This window comes from Roseovarius bejariae (genome assembly GCF_009669325.1).
GTDB classification, from domain to species: Bacteria; Pseudomonadota; Alphaproteobacteria; order Rhodobacterales; family Rhodobacteraceae; genus Roseovarius; species Roseovarius bejariae.
In genome coordinates this window covers 1,199,393-1,219,274 of record NZ_SZWE01000001.1, presented here as the reverse complement: position 1 = coordinate 1,219,274, position 19,882 = coordinate 1,199,393, and the positions used below count along the sequence as shown (strand labels likewise).

13 protein-coding genes, 1 tRNA gene, 2 pseudogenes and 1 other annotated feature are annotated in these 19,882 nt (G+C 57.7%); of the genes and pseudogenes, 11 read left to right on the top strand and 5 right to left on the bottom strand.

The window, feature by feature from the left end; translation table 11 throughout:
- Positions 1 to 3: 3 nt before the first annotated feature.
- The 5 genes and pseudogenes from FDP25_RS05820 to FDP25_RS05800 all read left to right on the top strand — a co-directional run bounded on the left by FDP25_RS05820 (position 4) and on the right by FDP25_RS05800 (position 7,152).
- The gene (locus tag FDP25_RS05820) at positions 4 to 2,832 is read left to right on the top strand and encodes an SNF2-related protein (RefSeq protein ID WP_154149809.1); all 2,829 of its coding nucleotides are present in this window, start codon (positions 4 to 6) and stop codon (positions 2,830 to 2,832) included.
- 102 nt (positions 2,833 to 2,934) lie between these two features.
- Positions 2,935 to 3,356 (top strand): annotated as a pseudogene (locus FDP25_RS05815) (transposase); the annotation flags it as partial.
- Positions 3,222 to 3,335 (top strand) — a sequence feature (AL1L pseudoknot). Its footprint overlaps the pseudogene before it by 114 nt.
- Complete coding sequence (locus FDP25_RS05810; protein WP_246175878.1) at positions 3,311 to 3,586, top strand: MIT C-terminal domain-containing protein; 276 nt, start codon at positions 3,311 to 3,313, stop codon at positions 3,584 to 3,586. The pseudogene FDP25_RS05815 and the gene FDP25_RS05810, both read left to right, overlap by 46 nt.
- 92 nt (positions 3,587 to 3,678) lie before the next feature.
- Positions 3,679 to 4,713 (top strand): IS110 family RNA-guided transposase, encoded by a 1,035-nt coding sequence (locus FDP25_RS05805; RefSeq protein ID WP_154149807.1) that lies wholly within the window; start codon positions 3,679 to 3,681, stop codon positions 4,711 to 4,713.
- 462 nt (positions 4,714 to 5,175) lie between these two features.
- Entirely contained in the window at positions 5,176 to 7,152 is a 1,977-nt protein-coding gene (locus FDP25_RS05800; RefSeq protein WP_154149805.1) for an ATP-binding protein, read from the top strand.
- 136 nt (positions 7,153 to 7,288) lie between these two features.
- On the opposite strand, the pseudogene FDP25_RS05795 reads toward FDP25_RS05800, so the two are convergent.
- From FDP25_RS05795 to FDP25_RS05785, 3 genes and pseudogenes are all read right to left on the bottom strand, one after another.
- A pseudogene (locus tag FDP25_RS05795) lies at positions 7,289 to 8,674 on the bottom strand (IS1182 family transposase).
- Positions 8,675 to 8,920: 246 nt separating this feature from the next.
- The gene (locus FDP25_RS05790) at positions 8,921 to 9,292 is read right to left on the bottom strand and encodes a hypothetical protein (protein ID WP_154149803.1); all 372 of its coding nucleotides are present in this window, start codon (positions 9,290 to 9,292) and stop codon (positions 8,921 to 8,923) included.
- Entirely contained in the window at positions 9,289 to 9,678 is a 390-nt protein-coding gene (locus FDP25_RS05785; protein ID WP_154149801.1) for a hypothetical protein, read from the bottom strand. The genes FDP25_RS05790 and FDP25_RS05785 overlap by 4 nt, the downstream gene beginning before the upstream one ends.
- 514 nt (positions 9,679 to 10,192) lie before the next feature.
- Between FDP25_RS05785 and FDP25_RS05780 the strand changes: the two genes are divergently transcribed.
- Positions 10,193 to 12,040, top strand: coding sequence for a TniQ family protein (locus FDP25_RS05780; RefSeq protein ID WP_154149799.1), 1,848 nt, complete (start codon positions 10,193 to 10,195; stop codon positions 12,038 to 12,040).
- Between the two features lie 209 nt (positions 12,041 to 12,249).
- Here the strand turns inward: FDP25_RS05780 and FDP25_RS05775 are convergent.
- Both FDP25_RS05775 and truA read right to left on the bottom strand, forming a co-directional pair.
- Positions 12,250 to 12,326 (bottom strand) — tRNA-Arg (locus tag FDP25_RS05775).
- Positions 12,327 to 12,383: 57 nt separating this feature from the next.
- Positions 12,384 to 13,151, bottom strand: a complete 768-nt coding sequence (truA, locus tag FDP25_RS05770) for a tRNA pseudouridine(38-40) synthase TruA (protein ID WP_154149797.1) — start codon at positions 13,149 to 13,151, stop codon at positions 12,384 to 12,386.
- A 113-nt stretch (positions 13,152 to 13,264) separates the two neighbouring features.
- Between truA and FDP25_RS05765 the strand changes: the two genes are divergently transcribed.
- The 5 genes from FDP25_RS05765 to FDP25_RS05745 all read left to right on the top strand — a co-directional run bounded on the left by FDP25_RS05765 (position 13,265) and on the right by FDP25_RS05745 (position 19,876).
- Complete coding sequence (locus tag FDP25_RS05765; protein ID WP_154149795.1) at positions 13,265 to 14,680, top strand: YcjX family GTP-binding protein; 1,416 nt, start codon at positions 13,265 to 13,267, stop codon at positions 14,678 to 14,680.
- Complete coding sequence (locus tag FDP25_RS05760; protein ID WP_154149793.1) at positions 14,677 to 15,120, top strand: GNAT family N-acetyltransferase; 444 nt, start codon at positions 14,677 to 14,679, stop codon at positions 15,118 to 15,120. The genes FDP25_RS05765 and FDP25_RS05760 overlap by 4 nt, the downstream gene beginning before the upstream one ends.
- A gap of 1 nt (position 15,121) precedes the next feature.
- Positions 15,122 to 16,123: a YcjF family protein gene (locus FDP25_RS05755; RefSeq protein WP_154149791.1), complete on the top strand. Its 1,002-nt coding sequence runs from the start codon at positions 15,122 to 15,124 to the stop codon at positions 16,121 to 16,123.
- Between the two features lie 48 nt (positions 16,124 to 16,171).
- The gene (rnr, locus tag FDP25_RS05750) at positions 16,172 to 18,427 is read left to right on the top strand and encodes a ribonuclease R (protein ID WP_154149789.1); all 2,256 of its coding nucleotides are present in this window, start codon (positions 16,172 to 16,174) and stop codon (positions 18,425 to 18,427) included.
- Positions 18,428 to 18,526: 99 nt separating this feature from the next.
- On the top strand, positions 18,527 to 19,876 hold the full coding sequence (locus tag FDP25_RS05745) for a lytic murein transglycosylase (RefSeq protein ID WP_154149787.1): 1,350 nt from the start codon (positions 18,527 to 18,529) through the stop codon (positions 19,874 to 19,876).
- Positions 19,877 to 19,882: the final 6 nt, after the last annotated feature.

Sequence of the window (19,882 nt, the reverse complement as noted above, 5' to 3'; positions counted from 1 at the left end):
GAGATGGATGATTATACAGGTTTTCTCGTAAGCACATTGGCTCTCCGAAGAGTTCGGGATGCCTTGTCGTGGGAAAGGCTGGGAGCGTTGGGAGTTGCCGCCGACCCTTATGAGCATCAGATACAGAATGTCCTGACAGTCCTTGATGCCCCGGACATCAGGCATTTGATCGCAGATGAGGTTGGGTTGGGGAAAACGGTTCAGGCGCTCATGGTGTTGAACGTCCTGAAACGTGAGGATCCGTCATTACGGGTTGCCATAGTTGCACCGCGAAGGATCAGCTATCAGTGGCAGGTCGAGCTCTCTGTTCGCGGACATATTTCCGCAGAAATGTGGACTGAAGACACAGAACTCGAAATCATTGGCGGTGGCGGATACGTCCACATCATCAAGAGTGACCTGGTCAGGTCGACACCGGTTGTGCCAGACCCTGCCAACTACGATATGTTAATCGTTGATGAGCCTCACATTTTGAGCCTCGAACAAGCGAGGTTTCTCTCTGGTCTCTGCCGTTCCGGGCGGAATGGCAGCAGGTTCAGACACGTCCTTCTACTGACAGCAACTCCAAGACTGGGTAGCCCCGACTGGGCGCGTGCGGTTTTTGGAATGATTGAGACGGATCGCGCGAACCTTGCAAATCAATCCGGACAGAATTTGGACGACGTCCTGAAAGAGCTCGGTCGCGACTGCTACGAGATGGTCTCCAGCAATAAATTGTCTGCTGAAGCCGCAATGTGGGCGGTAACCAAGAACCGTCGCATCCTACGCCAGACACGGGCAGCATGGCCGGAGACCGCTCCCAAGCGCAGGATCAAGACCATACTTTCCAAACCAAACGACGCTGAAATGGCGCGCGTCGATTTGGCAAACAAGCGCCTTGGACGAGAAAACCTGTCGCGCAATCTGCAAGTTGATGGTGCCCCCTGGCAACCAGCCAGACAGCTGTTCTGGGCAAGGGAAACCATGCTTCGAGCTCTCAGACACGACACGTTTTCGGTGCTCGGAAACGACACCCGTGAGTGTGTTGACGCTTCGGTGGCCGACTATGGGGACACACTCTTCGAGGACCTATGCGATACGCTGCTCAGTATCTGGGAGAGGGATGCAGACCGGCGTGCCATTATTGTTGCCGGGGATACACCGACAGTCGACAGCCTGAAGACAAGGCTTTCCCGAATGTTCCCCGAACTTGAAGAGGATGATCTGATCGCGACGATGCGAGGTGGCCAGCATACGAGCATGGTGGACGTCGTTGGCGCGGTCCACAGCGGCGCAAGGATTCTTATTCTGGAAGAGGTGGTCGAAGCGGGGTTGAACCTGCATCATTTCGCTGACGATCTGATTTTCTACAATCTGCCTTGGAGCATTGCGAGGGTCGACCAACTTATTGGCCGATTGGATCGACTACGTCCAGGCGGGTTCAAAAGGACTCTGGACGGGAAATCTATCGGGGACATCACGATCTGGCGAATGGTGGTGGAGCAGTCACCGGATCACCGGGTTTTGCAAGCCATGGATCGTCTCGGCGTTTTTGATGCTCCGTTGCCCTATCTTGATGATGAAACGATCTCGCGTCTTGAAAATGCCGTAGCGAGAGCGGCAGGTGGTCTCTCGGGAAACCACGAAGACGAATTGGCGCTGTTGGAGGAACTGAGCTCAGGGGTGGAGCAATCAAAGCAGCTCCTCTCAATGAAAGCACTCCCTCAAGCGGCTCCCGAGGCAATGCTGGATTTCGTCCGGGCTGGTGAAAGGGATGCCGTGGCTGTCATAAATCTTTTGTCGAACTGTGGCGCGTTTCGTGTTCATCCCTTGTCGAGCGCAGACAACGAAAAGGTCCGATTGCTCAAATACCCGCCATTCGGAACGGAACCCCCGATCGTCTTGGGCGACATGGATGAAAGAAACGGGGAAATTCTACGAACTACACGTTCTCGTCTCAATGATCCGAAAAAGGACGTAATGCTGAAGGGAGATCAGGTTGGAAGAAGAGCACGTTTCTTTTCCACAGGGGATGCTCTGCATGATGATCTGATAGGCCAACTACGTTCTGACGCTCAAACTCGTTTCGCTACTCCGCCGCAACACCCGATCGGAGTAGAATTGCCGGAAGGAGCACTACGGGACTCTTGTGCAGGCTGCACAGTAGCGATCTCGGTAGCGGCATTCCTCCCCGGATCAGACCTGCCTGACCCGCGCCTGCGTGAGCTGGAAGATGACCTATGGGAGCATGGTCGTGTCGACGGCTTGAGACGTATCGACGAATGGCTGCTCGCTGGTCTTGAGGCTGATCGCCGGTGGCTCCGGCTTCGTTTCGACGCATCTCTCTATGTAGAGGCAACTTTGATCGAGGATGACGGCGAAACCAGAGACGTGGATCGAGATGGTCTGAGAGATCTGCTCTCAGGTAAAGGAACACCCAGAACAGGCTCCAGATCTCCTCGATTGCCAAAATGCGAGCGAGCCACCGAAGTATTTTCTGAACATTTCAGAAAATTCCACAAGTCAGAGAAGGACAGGCTCGCGGAGAAGAGAGCGGGGGTGATCAAAGATTTTCAGGCCCGTTCAGCGATCTTGGCGGCAGATACAGAAGTCTTCGTCAAGGGGAGTGCTGTGACTGCGGAGCGTCTTACTCAGCGGAAAAGCGCGGCCCAGAATTCCGATTTACAGCAGATGCTCGAAGGACAAGTAGCAGCAGAGAAACGGCGAGCCGAAGCGCGGCAACAGGCGGCCGACATGCGCACCAAGCTATTGTCTCAAGATCTCGTCAATATGTTTGACCATAGCGCTCCAATCTTGTCGCATGGCTTGTTCAGACTCTTCGCCGCCGATTGATCAGCCAGCTCAAAGTTGTGCCGAGGGGCGGAGAGGTCAGCTCAAGCGCGTTGAACTGCTCCGGGTTTTCCGGAGGCTCCAAATCGAGGAAGGATTGGAGCCATGGAAAAAGACAACAGAGCGAACCGCTATTCACCTGAGACACGCGCGAGAGCTGTGCGGATGGTGCTCGACAATCAGGGAAACTACGAGAGTCAGTCGGCAGCGATCAAGGCGATTGCGCCGAAGATCGGCTGCTGCCGCGACACATTGCGGCGTTGGGTTCAGCAGGAGGAAACCGACACAGGCTGCCGAGATTGCGTGACGTCAGAGGAACGGGCCCGGATCAAGGACCTGGAACGCGAGGTCCGGGAGCTTCGGCAAGCGAACGAGATCCTCAAGAAGGCCAGCGCGTATTTTGCCCAGGCGGAGCTCGACCGCCGGTCCAGGACATGATCGCCTTCATCGAAGAGAACAGGGATATTGGGGTCGAGCCGATCTGCAAGCACCTGCTGATTGCCCCATCAACATTTTACGACCACATGAAGCCTGTACAGGAACAGGCGTCGAATTCACGTGGGCTTTCGATGGTAGCAGTTCAGCCCATGCGCGGGACATTGTGACGGATACTGGCTGGAAGATTGTGCTTGACCGCGGACTCGACATTTTCCAGCCACCGGTGAAACGCGACGGGTTCAACCTTGGCGATCGACTTCAAGAACACCGCATGGTCAAAGGCTTTTACGTGACTTATGTGCAGGAATTGCGAACCTGACCGGCCCAGAGCATGCGTAATTGGGCTGCCCCTATTCAGAGGTCGAGCTCCCGTTAAAATCACAGTCAGACTGTGAAAAAGGGAGATAAATGATGGAAGATTTTGCCGGTTTGGATGTGTCACTTCGCTCATGTGCCATCTGTGTCGTAGATGCCAAAGGCAAGGTGATGCTCGAAAGGGAACTGCCCTGTGAAGTCGGCGATATCGCCGATTACTTGAACAGTTTAGGCCATCCGATAGAACGCGTTGGTTTTGAGGCTGGCACGCTGAGCCAGCATCTCTTTTATGGTCTGACCAGTGAAGGTTTTGATGTCGTCTGCATGGAAGCCCGCCAAGTGAACGCTGTCCTTTCAGCGATGCGCAACAAGACCGACAAGAACGACGCGCGTGGGATTGCCCATGTTCTGCGAACCGGCTGGTTCAGCCCGGTCCACATGAAGAGCCGGGAAGCGCATGGTGTGCGAGCCTTGCTCAGCACCCGCAAAGCATTGCTCAACAAGACAATTGATCTCGCCAATGAAGTGCGCGGGCTGCTGAAGATCTTCGGCCTCCGTCTTCCCAAGACAGTGCAGCATGGCAGCTTTGACGGCCTCGTCCGTCCGATGATTGAAATGGATGAGGTCCTGGCGCATGCGATTATCCCGCTGCTCGATGCGCGACTGGTCTTGTATCAGCACTTTCTTGAACTGGACCGCCGTGTGAAACGTGCCGCCGCCCGGGATGAGGTCTGCCTCCGGATGATGACCGTTCCGGGTGTCGGGCCGATTGCCGCGCTGACCTTCAAGGCTGCCGTTGACGATCCTGCGCGCTTCAAACGGTCTCGCACGGTTGCTGCTCATATTGGGCTGACACCAAGGCGCTATCAATCTGGCGAGCATGACAATCCCAGAAGAATTTCCAAAGCCGGAGACCGGGATGTCCGAGCGACGCTTTATGCGGCTGCAAATGCCCTACTGATGCGCACGATGGCGGGCTCTCAGATCAAATCTTGGGGCATGCGACTGGTGCGAACCAAAGGACGCCGCCGCGCCGTTGTCGCGGTGGCCAGAAAGTTGGCCGTCCTGCTGCATAGAATGTGGGCAGATGGCACCGAGTTCCGTCCGGCCGAGGTGAAGGGCACAGCATGATCTGATCCGCCACCCTCCAAAGCCGAACGGGATCGTCCCTCACCGGACGAGGTCTGTGGAAGAAGCCGAAAATGGCTGCTGCGCAACGAGAAGCGCGTCCCAAAGCAAGGCTCTCCACTGCCAATTTGACACATGCGTGCAGCGATGCCCGATGGCATCAACCAGACTGCGAAGAGAAGCGTGACCCGGATGAGTGACAATGATCCACAAGAAAGAAGGAAAACGAGCTTGACCCAAACGCCCAATTAGAGAAGCTGCCATTCGATCTCGTGTGGTCCGGCGTCTGCTTCCCGGCCAACGAAAGTGCTCCGAACGATCACCGCAGTCTCACTGAAGGAAGTAGAGTGGCGGACAGCACGTTTGGCACATGGGCCTGCCGGTCGGCGCCGAGAAAAACGGGCGGATTGCGCCCAACCAGCGACGCAGTCATAGTGCCACTAAGGGCAGATTGGAGCATATAGTATGGACGTTCGAGTTCAAACAGGCTGGGACAATGACCCCGCAGGACGCATTCGAAATTTATCTCTTTCTCCGAATGCCAAGAACTCACTTTTCCCGCTGTTTGAAGCTGTGATGAATTCCATTCACGCCGTCGAAGACAGATTTGGCAAAGACAATCTCAGCAAGGGTGAAGTTTCGATCGAACTGCATCGCACTGAATCTGGGGATATGGAAGGCTTCACTGTTTCTGACAACGGCATTGGATTCAACGAAAGCAACCTCCAGTCCTTCCGTCGAATGGACTCACGTGCCAAGGAGAAGATTGGCGGAAAAGGCGTAGGACGCCTTGTCTGGCTCAAGGTGCTGGATGAGGTGCGCATCAAGAGCGTTTATGATGATGGGTCCAGCGGGCGTTCAGTTTCGTTTGATTTCAAAATTTCCAATCCAACGGATAACCTGACTTTCTCTCCGGCGGATCGAAGCACCGCAGGTTCAATTATTCAATTGACCCCCTACAAACGGGACTACGCTCTCCACATACCAAAGAAAGCAAGCACGATCACAAATCGGCTTTTGGCCCATTTTATCAGCTACTTCATCAACATCAGTCATCCCAAAATTACGGTCTGTGATGTAGATGCCGAGATAGACCTGTTCGACGCATTCTCAGACTCAGTTGAACGCGATGAGGACTATCGGTTCAATGTATCGGTTTCTGGTGCGTCCGAAGATTTCGTCTGCCACTGCTTTCTGCTTCCCAAAGCAATCTCTGACGACGAAAGAAGCACGAACGCACTTTACCTGGGCGCGAACGGACGTGCTGTTAAGCGGTTCGACATGGACGGGGTGATAGGCCTCAAGGCTATCGACAATAAATTCGCGTTCCTTGGATATATCGAAAGTTCGGCCCTTGATGACTCTGTGAATGATACCAGAACGGACTTCTCGTTGTCAGAAGATGAAGTTGAGAGCATCGTCGATCAGGCGAAAGAGCGCGTTAAGGAATTCCTCGCTCCCGAACTCGCTGAGATACGAGAGAAGCAGACTGGCATTGTCACCGCTCTGCGCATCGAGCACCCCCGTTTCCTAAGCATTCAAGGAAATGACGTCGAAATCGCGGAGACGCTTCATTACGGCACGAACCGGAAAGAAGACATCTTTGTAGAAATGTCCCGTCAGTCACTGCGACAGTATGAGCGCCGCAAAAACGCTTTCAAACGGTCAATTGAGAAGAAGCTGCCTGATGTGGAGGCGAAGGCCAAAGAGTATGTAGCAGAGCTGAAGCAAGAGTCCGTGTCGTCACTTGCCGAATACGTCATGAAGCGCAAGCTGGTTCTCGACGTGTTCGAAGAGAGCTTGAAATTTAAGCCCGATACCGACCAAGAATCCGAGTATGAAGACGTTCTCCACGACATAATCTGCCCCCTGAGATCCACTTCCTCGGATTTGGATTATGACGACCACAACTTGTGGATCGTTGACGACCGGCTGGCGTTCTACTCGTATTTCAATTCTGACACCCGCATGGAAAAGCAGGTGTCCGATCCTGCTCACCCGAAGGATAGGCCGGACGTTTCAATTTTCGACCTTGGCCTTGGCTTTGAGAATGAAGACAAATCGTCCCCCATCACTATCGTGGAATTCAAGCGCCCGAAGATTGACAACTACACGTTGGAGAAAAACCCCATCACGCAAGTCCGAAAGTATGTTGAAGACATGCGGAAGTCTGGCGAGGCCATCAAGTATGACGGGACACCCATCCGCTCAATCGAAGAAACTACGCCGTTCATGTGTCACATCATCGCGGATGTAACGCCCAGGCTGCGTGACGTGATGAAAGCTCTTGGGAACTTCCACCGAAAGGCGGGTTCAAACACCTATTATTCGTGGGACTCGTCCTATTCGATTTTTATCGAGGTTTCGTCTTTCAAAGACGTTCTCGAGTCCGCCAAGTCGCGCAATAGAGCGTTCTTCGAACGTATAGGGATTTCCGTATGACTACGTCTGTTTTCTGCGGATCGTTGCCGACTATGTGTGGCGCAGCGAAAGTCCGGTTCCCGCCGATTCTGTGGAAAAACTAACGTTTGCGAGCGCAGAAATAGCTATTCCAAATCCGGCGCGAACGCCTGTCCTATCAAGCTTTTCGCGTTTGCTGCGGTGCTGGAAAGATCTTCGCCAGTTTGCGGAGGTTTTGGGCGGTGGCGGCGAGGAGGAATTCGTCGTTTGCACCGCACGGCCCACGTAATCGGAGACGGCCCAAGCCGAGGATGCGTTTCAGATGGGCAAACAGCATCTCAACCTTCTTCCGAAGCTTCATTGAGACGTCGTATTGACGGGTCTTGGCGATGTTACGGGCAATGTCTCTGGCATCTTCGTGCTCTTCACGGGTGATCTTGCGCGCCTCGGCGTTGGGGCAGCATTTGGCTTTGGATGGGCACGCCTGGCAGACGTCCTTCAATGCGCGGTATCGGGCTGTGCCCTTGCCGGTCGGCCCCCGGTTCGGGTCGGAGTAGTTGCGGCGGAACTGCTTCAGGGCGTGACCCTCGGGACAGATATATTGATCGTTCTCGGCATCCCACTCGAAGTCCGACCGCGTCCATGTCCCATCGTTGCGACCAGCCTTGTCTATCACCGGGATATGGGGTGCGATCTTATGATCTACGAGCTAGCCGAGCATCGGCCCTGAGCCATAGGCGGTGTCCGCGATCAGCCGTTCGGGATGCAAATCGAATCTGGCCTTCACCCGCTCCAGCATGGTCTTGGTTGACCCAACCTCGGCCTGTCGGATCGACCTTGTGGCTTCCACATCGACAATCACGCCATGATCCGTGTCGATCAGGTAGTTGTCGGAATAGCTGAAGAAAGCAGGCCCTTTCCGGGCTGCGGTCCATTGGCTGGCCGGGTCGGAATGCGACGTGAACTTGGGCTGGACCTCGCTGGCGGCACCGAACGCGGCCTCGTCCAGTGTGTCGAGATACTCGCGAACCGCGCGGGGTGCATCCGCCGGGTCGATGCTCGCTGCGTCCCACTCTTCCTTCGGCGTCGAGTTCTGTTTGTTGGCATCGGCTTCGATCAAGCTCGCATCGACGGCCAGACGCTGACCGCTGACAAGGCCTTCTTCGATGCAGCGGGCAACGGTCGTTTCGAACAGGTGGCGGAGCAACTCGCTGTCGCGGAAACGACCGTGCCGGTTCTTCGAGAACGTGGAATGGTCCGGGACCCGGTCACTCAGATCCAGGCGGCAAAACCACCGGTACGCGAGGTTCAAATGAACCTCTTCGCAGAGCCGCCGCTCGGACCGGATGCCGAAGCAATAGCCCACCAGCAGCATCCGGATCAGCAACTCGGGATCGACGGACGCCCGCCCGGTATGGCTGTAGAAATCTGCAAGATGGGCACGGATGCTTCTCAGGTTGACGAACCGGTCGATGGATCGAAGCAGGTGGTCTTGCGGGACGTGATCCTCAAGCGAGAACTCGTAGAAAAAGGCCGCTTGCGCTTCCTGTCTCGGTCCCATCATTGCTCAACCCTCCAACTGATATGGAAAATTGAATCAGCAACTTACGCTCCGATCAAGCGCGAGTTTTTCAACAAAATACGCCCGATGCAGATTTCGAAACGCTAGTCAGGACGAATTAGACATTGATTAAGAGGTATTTTTGCCGAAGCCAGAAACGCCAAAAGGTGATCAGATTTAAGTGCACAACTTATGATAGCCTGAACCTTTGAAATCAGTACGGGGCCGCGTATTGCGGCCCCGATTGCCTTATACGGTCTCGAAGGACTCTATAGCTGTTGCGAGAAGCTGCCCGATCATAAAGAGCGTGGCACCCTCGCGCGTCGTGCGCCAGTGAAGACGATATGGGTCCATGGGCCGACGGCCGACATATGTGGCTTCCCCATCAAGGTCCTCTTTATGGGCCTGACGCAGAACGCATTCGCGCATTGTCCGGCATGCCGCCAGTCGAGCTGAATCGGTTGCGGCAGGATCGAGCATATCGTGGTAGTGAGACATGCTTGGTGAAAAAGCCGGAGCCGATGCGTGTGCCCGGAATTTCATGAGTTCCATCCATTGTGCGGCAAGCCGGGTGAGGGTGCGCGCCGTTTCGAGCGCGTTTTTCCTTTCATTCTCCATCATGCTGACCCCTTAATGCCGACAAGTCGCAGGGCCTCAAGGGCCCGTACGCCACGACTCATCGCCTCGGCGCACTGTCGCGCCACATCGGCACGCGGATCATCTGGATGCAAGCGCGCAAAGCACAGTGCTTCCTGGCTTTTGAGATCCTGCACCAGGTCGAGGTGTAGGAGGTGCTGCAAGCCCTTGAGCGCAACTCGACGCGCAGACAGGTCGCGCCCTTCTCGTGCGGCTTTGACGACGGATCGAGCCCGCTGAGCCCAGTTCGGCCCGCCCAAAAGATAGGCGGAGGCGATGAGATGATCGCCATCCGCTTGGAGCCAGCGAAGGAACTCGCTCGCCCGGTTTATGTGTCGAAGCAAGACACGGATATCAGTAGTATGTTTCATGATCACCTCTCTGGTGTGTGCGGCCCCACTATGGGCCGCGTCAGGGGGTGTTCTTGCTCGAGGTCTTCAGGGTTGACGTTGAGGATTTGTCCAGCGCGGCCTCATCAGGAGGGCCGCGCCGGACAAATTCGACATCGTCAATGTCCAATAGGCGTGCATTTCGCTCCTCACCCAATTTTCGATGATGGAGAGCTCAAAAATAATACATTTATTCAGTAGCTTAGTAAGTTTTTAAGTTTTGATTCGCTTCTTGGCGCGAAACCATGCAAGGACCACGTCATCATATTCATGGAGACAGCAGGCCGAGCCGACCCGATGCCAATCCAATTTGCAAATCAGGCGGTTCGTCTGTAACAAAGAACAGTCATGAACAATTCCGATCAAAGCCATCAGTCATGAGCGGACCAGGAAGACTCATTCGATACTCTATTGGCCGATTTGCGTGCCCCGTGAATAGCCCTTTCGGACCGCATTACCCTTTTTCATAAACCCAGATCCTTTTCGTCACTTGTCAATGCTGCCTGTCTCCAATCCTCAACCCGCTCATCGAGAAACGATATATTCGTATTTATCGCGTCTTGCGGCGACCTGGCAAACCAGTGTCGCTGATCTTGCCTATGACATAGGGGCGCCCTTCAAGAGTTTTCTGGACCAAAAGCCTGAAGCTTTCGATGCTCTTGCTGACTGGGCTGTGCTTGATTCACAACAGATGGAGGAAATGCTCTCTTGGACAGGACGTCGGGCTGGGAACGTCCGGATGAATTTTCGTGGTGAGATCTTAGTGTCTCGGGCGCTTCGCAACCCGGAGATCAAGGGCTGTCCTGTCTGCCTTCGTGAAGATTCCGCGGCGCATGATGGGCCAGACTTAGCCGGGATGGTCATGCGCGGTGACTGGCAAATGCGGGAGGCGAATGTATGTGTGCGGCATCATCATCCCTTGGTTCCCCTGTGGACATTCGAAACGCCCCGGGATCGGTATGACTTCGCGGCGCGATTACGTGAGATCGAGACTGACATACTGACAGGACGTCTTGATAAGCTTGAAACACCTCCGTCGGCTTACGATTACTGGTTGGATGGCCGGCTTGAGACTGGTCGAGACGACACGTGGTTCAATGGGCAGCCACTTTTCACAGCAACGACGTTCTGTCGACTTCTTGGGCAAGCGGTGCTCGGAGCGGATCAGTCTGAGGACACAAATGTCCGTTTTGCGCCTCACGCCGCGGGGTTCGATGTTGCTCGACACGGCGAAACCGCCATTCGAGCGGCCCTTGACGAGATTGCGACAGCGGCGATCAGCCACCATTACGAACGCAACAAGGCCTTTGGCGTTCTATACACTACTCTTACGCGGGATTACGCGGTCGAGGAGAGTTTTGCCCCGTTCCGTCGAATTTTGCGCGAGTGTATTCTCGATCATTGGCCCATCGCGCCGGGTGAGCTGCTGCTTGGTGAAGTGGTCACCGAGCGCCGCCTGCATTCTGTCGCCACTGCTGCAAAGGAGATCGGTGTCGGTGCTCAGGTCGTCGAGCCCTTCTTGATTGAGGCCGAGGCCATCGCTCAACAGGATGATTGTACTCAAAGCCGCCGCGTCTTTGATGCACAGACGCACTCTGCGCTATTAAAGGAAATTCCGACCCTTGTCGGGCCCGCCGCCATGCGAAAGGCGATGGGGGCCACGAAGAGAGAACTCGTGGCTTTGACGGAGGAAGGCTTGCTGGTCCCTCGCACACGCGCAGCCAAGGTCAAAAGCCCATGGCGGATTTCTGATGGGACAGAGTTTGTTACAGAACTCGCTAAAATGGCGGATCCAGTCGCGGAAGATGCCGTCGATTGGGAAACCTTGCTCCTTGCCCGGAACCGGACGAAGATAAGTCTTGTGGATCTGATCGCGGCGATCCGGGAAGGGCAGCTATCTGTAGGGCAACGGGAGGGCATTCCCGGCTTTCACGGCATCGTCGTGTCCAAGAGTGAGGTGGACGATTTACCCGCCAAGTATTGGACGGGTGAGAGCACCGAAGAGATGGATGTCCCCGGCGTAATGAGTGCTGCTGAGTTCGCCCGATCCGTCGGCCTCCGGGGAAATGGACATTTCATTGCGCTGATCGAGGCGGGTCACATCCCTGCGATGCAATGCACCAACCCAAAGACAGGACGTATTCAATATCGCCTTAGCGCCGAAGACATCTCAAATTTTCACCGCCGGTTCGTTACGGTGTCGACGCTTGCCGAGGAAACTGGACACCATCGCAACACTGTGAGGAATCTTTTCTCGCGCTTCCGAGTGAGCCGATTCAGTACGGACGGACAGGATTTTGGGCTGATCTATCTGAGGTCGGAGGCGTCCAAAGCGCTCGCGTAACGAAGGGGCCGTGGCATCTTTGGATCGTGAACGTGTGAACCTCCATGTTTGCCAGAAAAGATATTTAGCGCCCCCTCGTCCCAAAAGTTGTATGCCTTTCAAACACTTGAAAGAATTTCTCCGTGATTTTGAAAATAAATCTTGACAGGGGTGCGCACGAAAAGCTGCCATTTTGCGCACGCTTATGCCCCTTTGACATTTAAATAAACTGGCGATCCCGCGAGGACTCGAACCCCGAACCTGCTGATTAGAAGTCAGCTGCTCTATCCAGTTGAGCTACGGGACCGCTGATTTCTCGTTTAGCCGTGGTTGCAGGCAAGATCAAAGGCAAATCGCTCGTGCTTCAGGCGAAGGGATCGTCCGGGTAGCCGACGCCGGCGAGATAGAGGCCATGGGGCGGGCAGACCGGGCCGCAGGCGGCGCGGTTGCGGGCCTCCAGAGCGTCTTTCACCTCAGCGGGAGCCCAAGCGCCTGCGCCGACCCGTTCCAACGTGCCGACAAAGCTGCGTACTTGGTTGTGCAGGAAGGAGCGGGCGCGCAGGTGAACGTGGAGCTCCGGGCCTGCGAGCCCCTGCACCTCGGAAATGTCAAGTGCGTCGAGGGTTTTGACCGGGCTTTTCGCCTGACAGATGGTCGAGCGGAAGGTGGTGAAATCGTGGTGGCCGATGAGGTGTGCGGCGCCTTCGCGCATGGCTTGCGCATCAAGGCGTTGTAACACTTGCCAGACCAGGCCCTTGTCATGGGTGGCAGGTGCGCGGCGCATCAGAAGGCGGAAGAAATAGCGCCGTTCGAGAGCGGAAAACCGGGCGTGCCAGTCATCTTCGACCTGTGCGCAATCGACGATGGCCACGGGAGCGGGCTTGAGGTGGTAATTCAGTGCCTCGGACAGGCGAAACGGCGACCAGTCTTTCTCCATGTCGCAATGTGCCACTTGCGCCAGGGCATGCACACCCGCATCGGTGCGTCCTGCGGCGGCGATGGTGTGCTCGCGCGGTTCCAGCTTGGCGAGCGCCGTTTCAATCGCGCCTTGCACGGAGGGCTGATCGGCCTGCCGTTGCCAGCCCGCGAAGGGGGCCCCATGGTATTCGACTTTGAGCGCATATCTGGGCATGGGGCGAGCCATAGCGCGGCCCGGATGGGGGAACAATCCCCCAAAGCTCCCCTCTGGTATCGCGGGGGGCGGGGGGCTATCTTCTTGGCAAGACGGGCAAAGGGGCAGGTCATTTGATCATTACCGATATCGCTGATGGCCTATCGCGGGGCGTTGAGAATGTAACCGACACCCTGTCGGAAGCCTTTTTCGAGCCGGTAATCCGGCTGGGCGTGACGGGCCTTTCCCGCGCGGGCAAGACGGTTTTCATCACCTCGCTTGTAGCCAACCTGATGGATCGCGGGCGGATGCCCGGGCTTTTGGCTGCCGCCGATGGGCGGATCAGTGCGGCCTTCTTGCAACCACAGCCAGACGATACCGTGCCGCGGTTCGATTACGAGGCGCATTTGGCGGCCTTGACCGGGGAGGCGCCCCGCTGGCCCGAAAGCACACGGGCCGTGTCGGAATTGCGTCTGTCGCTTCGGGTGCAGCCCACGGGGTTGCTTGGCGGGCTTTCCGGCCCGCGCACAGTGCATCTGGATATCGTGGATTATCCCGGTGAGTGGTTGCTTGATCTGGCACTTTTGGACAAGACCTATGCCGAGTGGTCCGAGGATGTATTGCAGCGGATCGGCGCGCGTCCACAGGCTGAGGCCTATCTTGCGCAGGCCAAGGCGACGGATACGGTAGACAAACTGGAAGAGCCCGTGGCGCAGGGCTTGGCACAGGGCTTTACCGAGTATTTGCAGGAGGCCCGACTGGCGGGGTTTTACGACTGCACTCCGGGGCGTTTCTTGCTTCCCGGCGATTTGGCGGGTTCCCCTGCGATCACTTTTGCACCTTTGCCCGCGCCAGATAACCCACCGCGCAAATCGCTGTGGCGGGAAATGGAGCGGCGGTTCGAGGCCTATAAGGGGCAGGTGGTCAAACCCTTCTTTCGCGATCATTTCGCGCGGATCGACCGGCAGGTGGTTCTGGTTGATGCGCTTGGCGCCATTCACAGCGGCCCGCAGGCGGTGGAGGATATGCGGCGCGCCATGGCGGACATCCTGAGCGCGTTCCGGCCCGGCAAGAACGCCTTTCTGTCGCGTTTGTTGCTGGGGCAGCGGGTCGAGAAAATCCTGTTTGCCGCCACGAAGGCCGACCATTTGCATCACAGCCAGCACGCCCGCCTTACGGGGATCATGAATGCCCTGATGCGCGAGGCCCGGGACCGGGCGGATTTCGCCGGGGCCGAGACGCAGGCCATGGCCTTGGCCGCACTTCGGGCTACGGTGGAGGAAACCATCGATCATGATGGCACGCCATTGGATTGCGTGCGTGGGCGGCTGTTGAGTAGTGGCAAGCAGGCGGCGTTTTATCCCGGCGATCTGCCCGAAGACCCCGCGCGCCTGTTGGGGCCTGCACGGGAGGGCGCGGAAACATGGTTGGACGCCGATTACGAGGTAATGAGTTTCGCGCCTGCCAAACTGTCTCTGAAACCCGGGGAGGGGCCGCCGCATATCCGGCTGGACCGTGCGGCGCAGTTCCTGATCGGGGATAAGCTATGAGGCTAGGACAGGGGCATATCGGCCATGTGCCAAGGCTATTGGCGATCCTGTGGGCCTTCACGCGGGGGACTGCATGGTTGCCAAAGGTGCGCTCCCCTTTCACTGATCTACGCGTGATGTGCACGGTAATCCGGCGGGGTTGGGTGCGGGTGGCCTTTGATGGGGCGTGGCCCGTTGGGTTCATCGCCCGCGAGGGCAGCCGTATTCATGCGCTTTACGTACACCCCAAGGCCCGGGGCCGCGGGGTAGGCCGGGCGTTGTTACAGGACGCCAAGGCACAGGCGTGTCAATTGGACCTTTATGTTTTGCAGCAAAACCATGGCGCTTGGGCCTTTTATGCGCGCGAAGGCTTTGCCGAGGCGGGCCGTGGCACCGGCGCGGGCAATGACGAAAACCTGCCTGATATTCGCATGATCTGGTACGCGCGGGAGGCGCTTTGACATGACAAAGGGGCCGATCCTCATTGATCTGGAGGGCAAGGAGGCCGCGCCGGGGCCGGATAGCGCGCCACCCGTGCCTGACCCGGAGATGCCCGTACCGCCCGAGGGCCGCGCGATGCAGGCGGTTGCCACCTTGGCGGCGCGCCGCCCATCTCGCTTGGCGCGGCTCTTTTGGGGGCTTTTGCTGACTATTCTGGGGGCGGTCGTTTCGGTGGCGGCGTGGGATTTCGTGACCGGATTGATTACCCGGGCGCCGGTTTTGGGTTATGCTGTAACCGGTTTGATTTCTGCGTTCCTTTTGGTGCTGATCGTGATCGCCCTGAAGGAGCTGGCCGCCTTTTCCCGGCTGTCGCGGATTGACCGCCTGCATCGACAAGCGGAAGAGGCGCTTGGCGAAGAGGATTTGGGCAAGGCGCGGGCCGTGGTGCGCGACCTGACCGCGCTTTACAAGGGGCGGGAGGATACCCGCTGGGGCCGCGATAAACTGTCGGACTTGCAAGCGGATCAATTCGATGCCTCCGCGCTTCTGGGTTTGGCCGAGGTAGAGGTTCTGGCCCCCTTGGATGCCGCCGCCGCGCGTGAGATCGAGGCCGCCGCGCGGCAGGTCGCAACCGTTACCGCCGTTGTGCCGCTGGCCATGGCCGATGTCGTCGCGGCGCTCACGGCAAACCTGCGGATGATCCGGCGCATTGCCGAGATTTACGGGGGGCGGTCTGGAACGCTTGGCAGCTGGCGGTTGGCCCGGGCGGTGATGACACACCTGGTGGCCACGGGCGCCGTGGCCGTGGGCGATGACCTGATCGGCTCGGTCGCTGGGGGCGGGGTCTTGTCGAAAATCTCACGCCGCTTTGGCGAGGGCGTGGTCAACGGGGCCCTGACCGCGCGGGTTGGTGTGGCGGCGATGGAAGTTTGTCGCCCCTTGCCGTTCACGCGGGGCAAGCGGCCTTCTGTCACCGGCTTGGTCAAGCGGGCTTTGGCCGGGTTGTTCGGCCGGGCCGCGTGATGCGTTTCGGCAATGGCCCCTGCCCATCTTTCGTGTTAGGCCAAAGCCATGAGCCAGATGCCCTCCAAAGACGAGATCCTGCAATGGATTTCGGATAACCCGACCCTCACCTCGAAACGCGATATCGCCAAGGCCTTTGGCATCAAGGGCGCTGCGCGGATCGACCTCAAGCGTATCCTGAAAGAGCTTGAGGAGGAGGGCCATCTGGAAAAGCGCAAGAAAACCTACCGCGACCCGGACAAACTGCCGCCGGTGAGTGTCTTGCAGGTGTCGGGCATGACAAATGACGGGGAGCTTCTGGCCAAGCCCTTGGAATGGCATGGCGAGGGGGTGGAGCCTGTGGTGTTGATGATCCTGCGTGCCAGTGATCCTGCACTTGGCGAGGGCGACCGTATCTTGGCCCGGTTGCAAGAGGTAAAGGGCGAGGACCACCATTACGAGGCGCGTCTTATTCGCCGGATCGGGGCCAACCCGCGCAAAGTTCTGGGGATATTCCGCAAGCGATCTGAAGGCGGGCGGATCGTGCCTATCGACAAGGGCGACGGCAAGGAATGGCAGGTGCCCGACGATGCCACCGGCGGGGCCAAGGATGGCGAGTTGGTGGAGGCCGAACAATCCGGCCCCAAGGGCCGGATGGGCCTGCCGCGCGCGCGGGTGGTCGAGCGCTTGGGTGACCCGTCCGAACCCAAGGCAGTGTCGCTGATCGCCATTCACCAACACGGCATCCCCGATGATTTCCCCGACGAGGTGATCGCCGAGGCCGACCGCATGAAACCCGCAGGCCTTAAGGGGCGCGAGGATATGCGCGATATGCCGCTTGTCACCATCGACCCAAGCGATGCGCGTGACCATGACGATGCGGTGTGGGCGCATGAGGATGACGACCCCAAGAACGACGGCGGCTATGTGATCTGGGTCGCGATTGCCGATGTGGCGCATTACGTGACGCCGGGCAGCGCGCTGGATGGTGAGGCCCGCAAGCGCGGCAATTCCAGCTATTTCCCCGACCGCGTGGTGCCGATGCTTCCGGATCGGTTATCGGGCGACCTGTGTTCTCTGCACGAAGGGGTGCCGCGCGCCTGTATCGCCGTGCGGATGCAGATTGCACCCAATGGTGAAAAGGTGGGGCACCGATTTGTGCGGGGGCTGATGCGCTCGGCCGCTTCACTGAATTATCAGCAGGTGCAGGCGGCCATTGATGGGCAGCCGGATGACCAATGCGGCCCGCTGATGGAGGATGTGATCCGCCCACTTTACGGCGCCTATGCCGCACTTGAAAAGGCGCGTGCACGGCGGCAGCCGCTGAACCTCGACTTGCCGGAACGCAAGGTTGTATTGAGCGAGGAAGGCAAGGTTTTATCGGTGAATTTCGCCGACCGCTTGGATGCCCATAAGCTGATCGAGGAATTCATGGTGCTGGCCAATGTGGCCGCCGCCGAAACCCTGATCGCCAAGAAATCGCCGCTACTGTTCCGGGTGCATGAAGAACCTTCGCCTGAGAAGCTGGACACCCTGCGCGATGTGGCCGAATCTGCCGGTCTGACGCTGGCCAAAGGGCAGGTTCTGAAAACGGCGCATCTCAATGCGCTGCTGGAGGCCGCCGAGGACACCGATCATTCCGAAGTGATCAACATGTCGACCTTGCGGTCGATGACGCAGGCCTATTACGCGCCCAGCAATTTCGGCCATTTCGGCCTTGCCTTGCAGGCATATGCGCATTTCACCTCTCCAATTCGGCGCTATGCGGATCTGGTGGTGCACCGGGCGCTGATTACGGCACATGGGTGGGGCGACGATGGCCTGCGTCCTCAAGACATCGACAAACTGGAAACCACGGCGCAGCATATTTCCGATACCGAACGCCGCTCTATGACCGCCGAGCGGGATACCACTGATCGCTACCTTGCCGCCTTCCTGTCGGAACGCGTGGGCGAGGAATTTTCCGGGCGGATCAATGGCATCGCCAAGTTCGGGGCCTTTGTGAAGCTGGATGAAACCGGGGCCGATGGTTTGATTCCGGTGCGGTCCTTGGGCCGTGAGTATTTCCATTTCGACCGCGACGCCGGGACCCTGATGGGGGCCGATACTGGCCTGACCATCCAATTGGGTCAACGGGTGACGGTTAAATTGTCAGAGGCGGCGCCGGTGACGGGCGGTATCGCGCTTGAACTGATCAGCATCGAAGGCGAGAAGATGCCGCGTGGCCCGGTCAAGGGGCGGGGCAAGCCGCCCCGGCGCAAGCAGGCAAAGGCCAAGCGCAAGGCGGATAAGGTCAAGCGCAAGGTCAAACGCAGCAGGCGTTAGGTTTGTCGGCGATGTTTCGCGGCGGTCGGTAAGTTGTCTTTCGATTCTAGGTTAATCGCGCTACCATAGCTCAAAACCCAGAAACAAAGGGGTCGAGCAATGAAAAATGGTGGTGTCTGGTCCGCGATCGTGGCCATGTTGTCCGTAGCAGTGGCGCATGCGGCGCCGGTTGAAACCTCCTTGCGACCACAGGCCAGACCGGGATCGGGCTTGATCAGCGAAGCGGCGGTCATGGTCATCGACACACCGGTCAGCAGTTTGCGGCCAGTGGCCCGTCCTGCGGATTTATCCAATTCTTCCAACGTGATACAGGTTTCCACCTCGAATAGTGCCTTTCAACGGTGGATCGACGGGTTCCGCGGTCGGGCACGTGCGCAAGGTATCAGTTCACGAGTGTTCGACCAGGCTTTTCGTGGGGTGCGGTACAACACAAGCGTGATCCAGAAGGATCGTAACCAATCGGAATTCACCAAGCAGATATGGGATTACCTCGATAGTGCGGCCAACCCCAAACGGGTGCAGGACGGGCAACGGATGCTGCGCCGTTATAGCCGGGCCTTGAACGCGATCGAGCGACGCTATGGTGTCGAGAAGGAGGTGGTGCTGGCGGTGTGGGGGATGGAAAGCTCCTATGGCGACAGGCGCGGTACCTTGCCGGTGATCGAGTCCCTGGCGACCTTGGCCTTTGACGGAAGACGCGGAAAATTCTTTGAATCTCAATTGGTTGCGGCATTGAAGATTTTGCAAGCCGGGGATGTGACGCCGGGCAATATGAAAGGGTCATGGGCCGGGGCCATGGGCCACACGCAGTTTATCCCGACATCCTATGAAGCCTATGCTGTGGATTTCACCGGCGATGGAAAACGCGACATCTGGTCGGATGACCCGACGGATGCCCTGGCCTCGACGGCGGCTTATCTGAAACGCTTTGGCTGGACCAAGGGGCAGCCTTGGGGGGTGGAGGTGAAAGTGCCCCGGGGGTTCAGTCCGGGGCGTGCGAAGCGGAGCAACACGGCAATGCCGTCTTACTGGGCGACACAAGGTGTTGTGGGTATGCATGGTAAACCCATACGAGATTTTGGGTCGGCGTCGATCATGCTTCCGGCGGGAACGCGGGGACCGGCGTTTATGGTGTTCGATAATTTCCGGGTGATCGAACGCTACAACAATGCCGATGCCTACGTGATCGGGGTGGGCCATCTGTCGGACCGGATCAAGGGTGGCCCGCCCATTCAGGCCAGCTGGCCGCGCGGGTATAAGCCGTTGAGTTTCAATGAAAAAAAGGAGCTTCAGCGACGTCTGAAGCGCAAGGGATTTGCCATTGAGAAGATCGACGGGCTGATCGGGCCGAACACGGTTGGCGCGATTCAGGCGTTCCAGCGGTCGATCGGTGTGAAGGCGGATGGCCATCCCAGTCAGACGGTTCTGGGGCACCTGCGCCGCCGCTGAGAATTT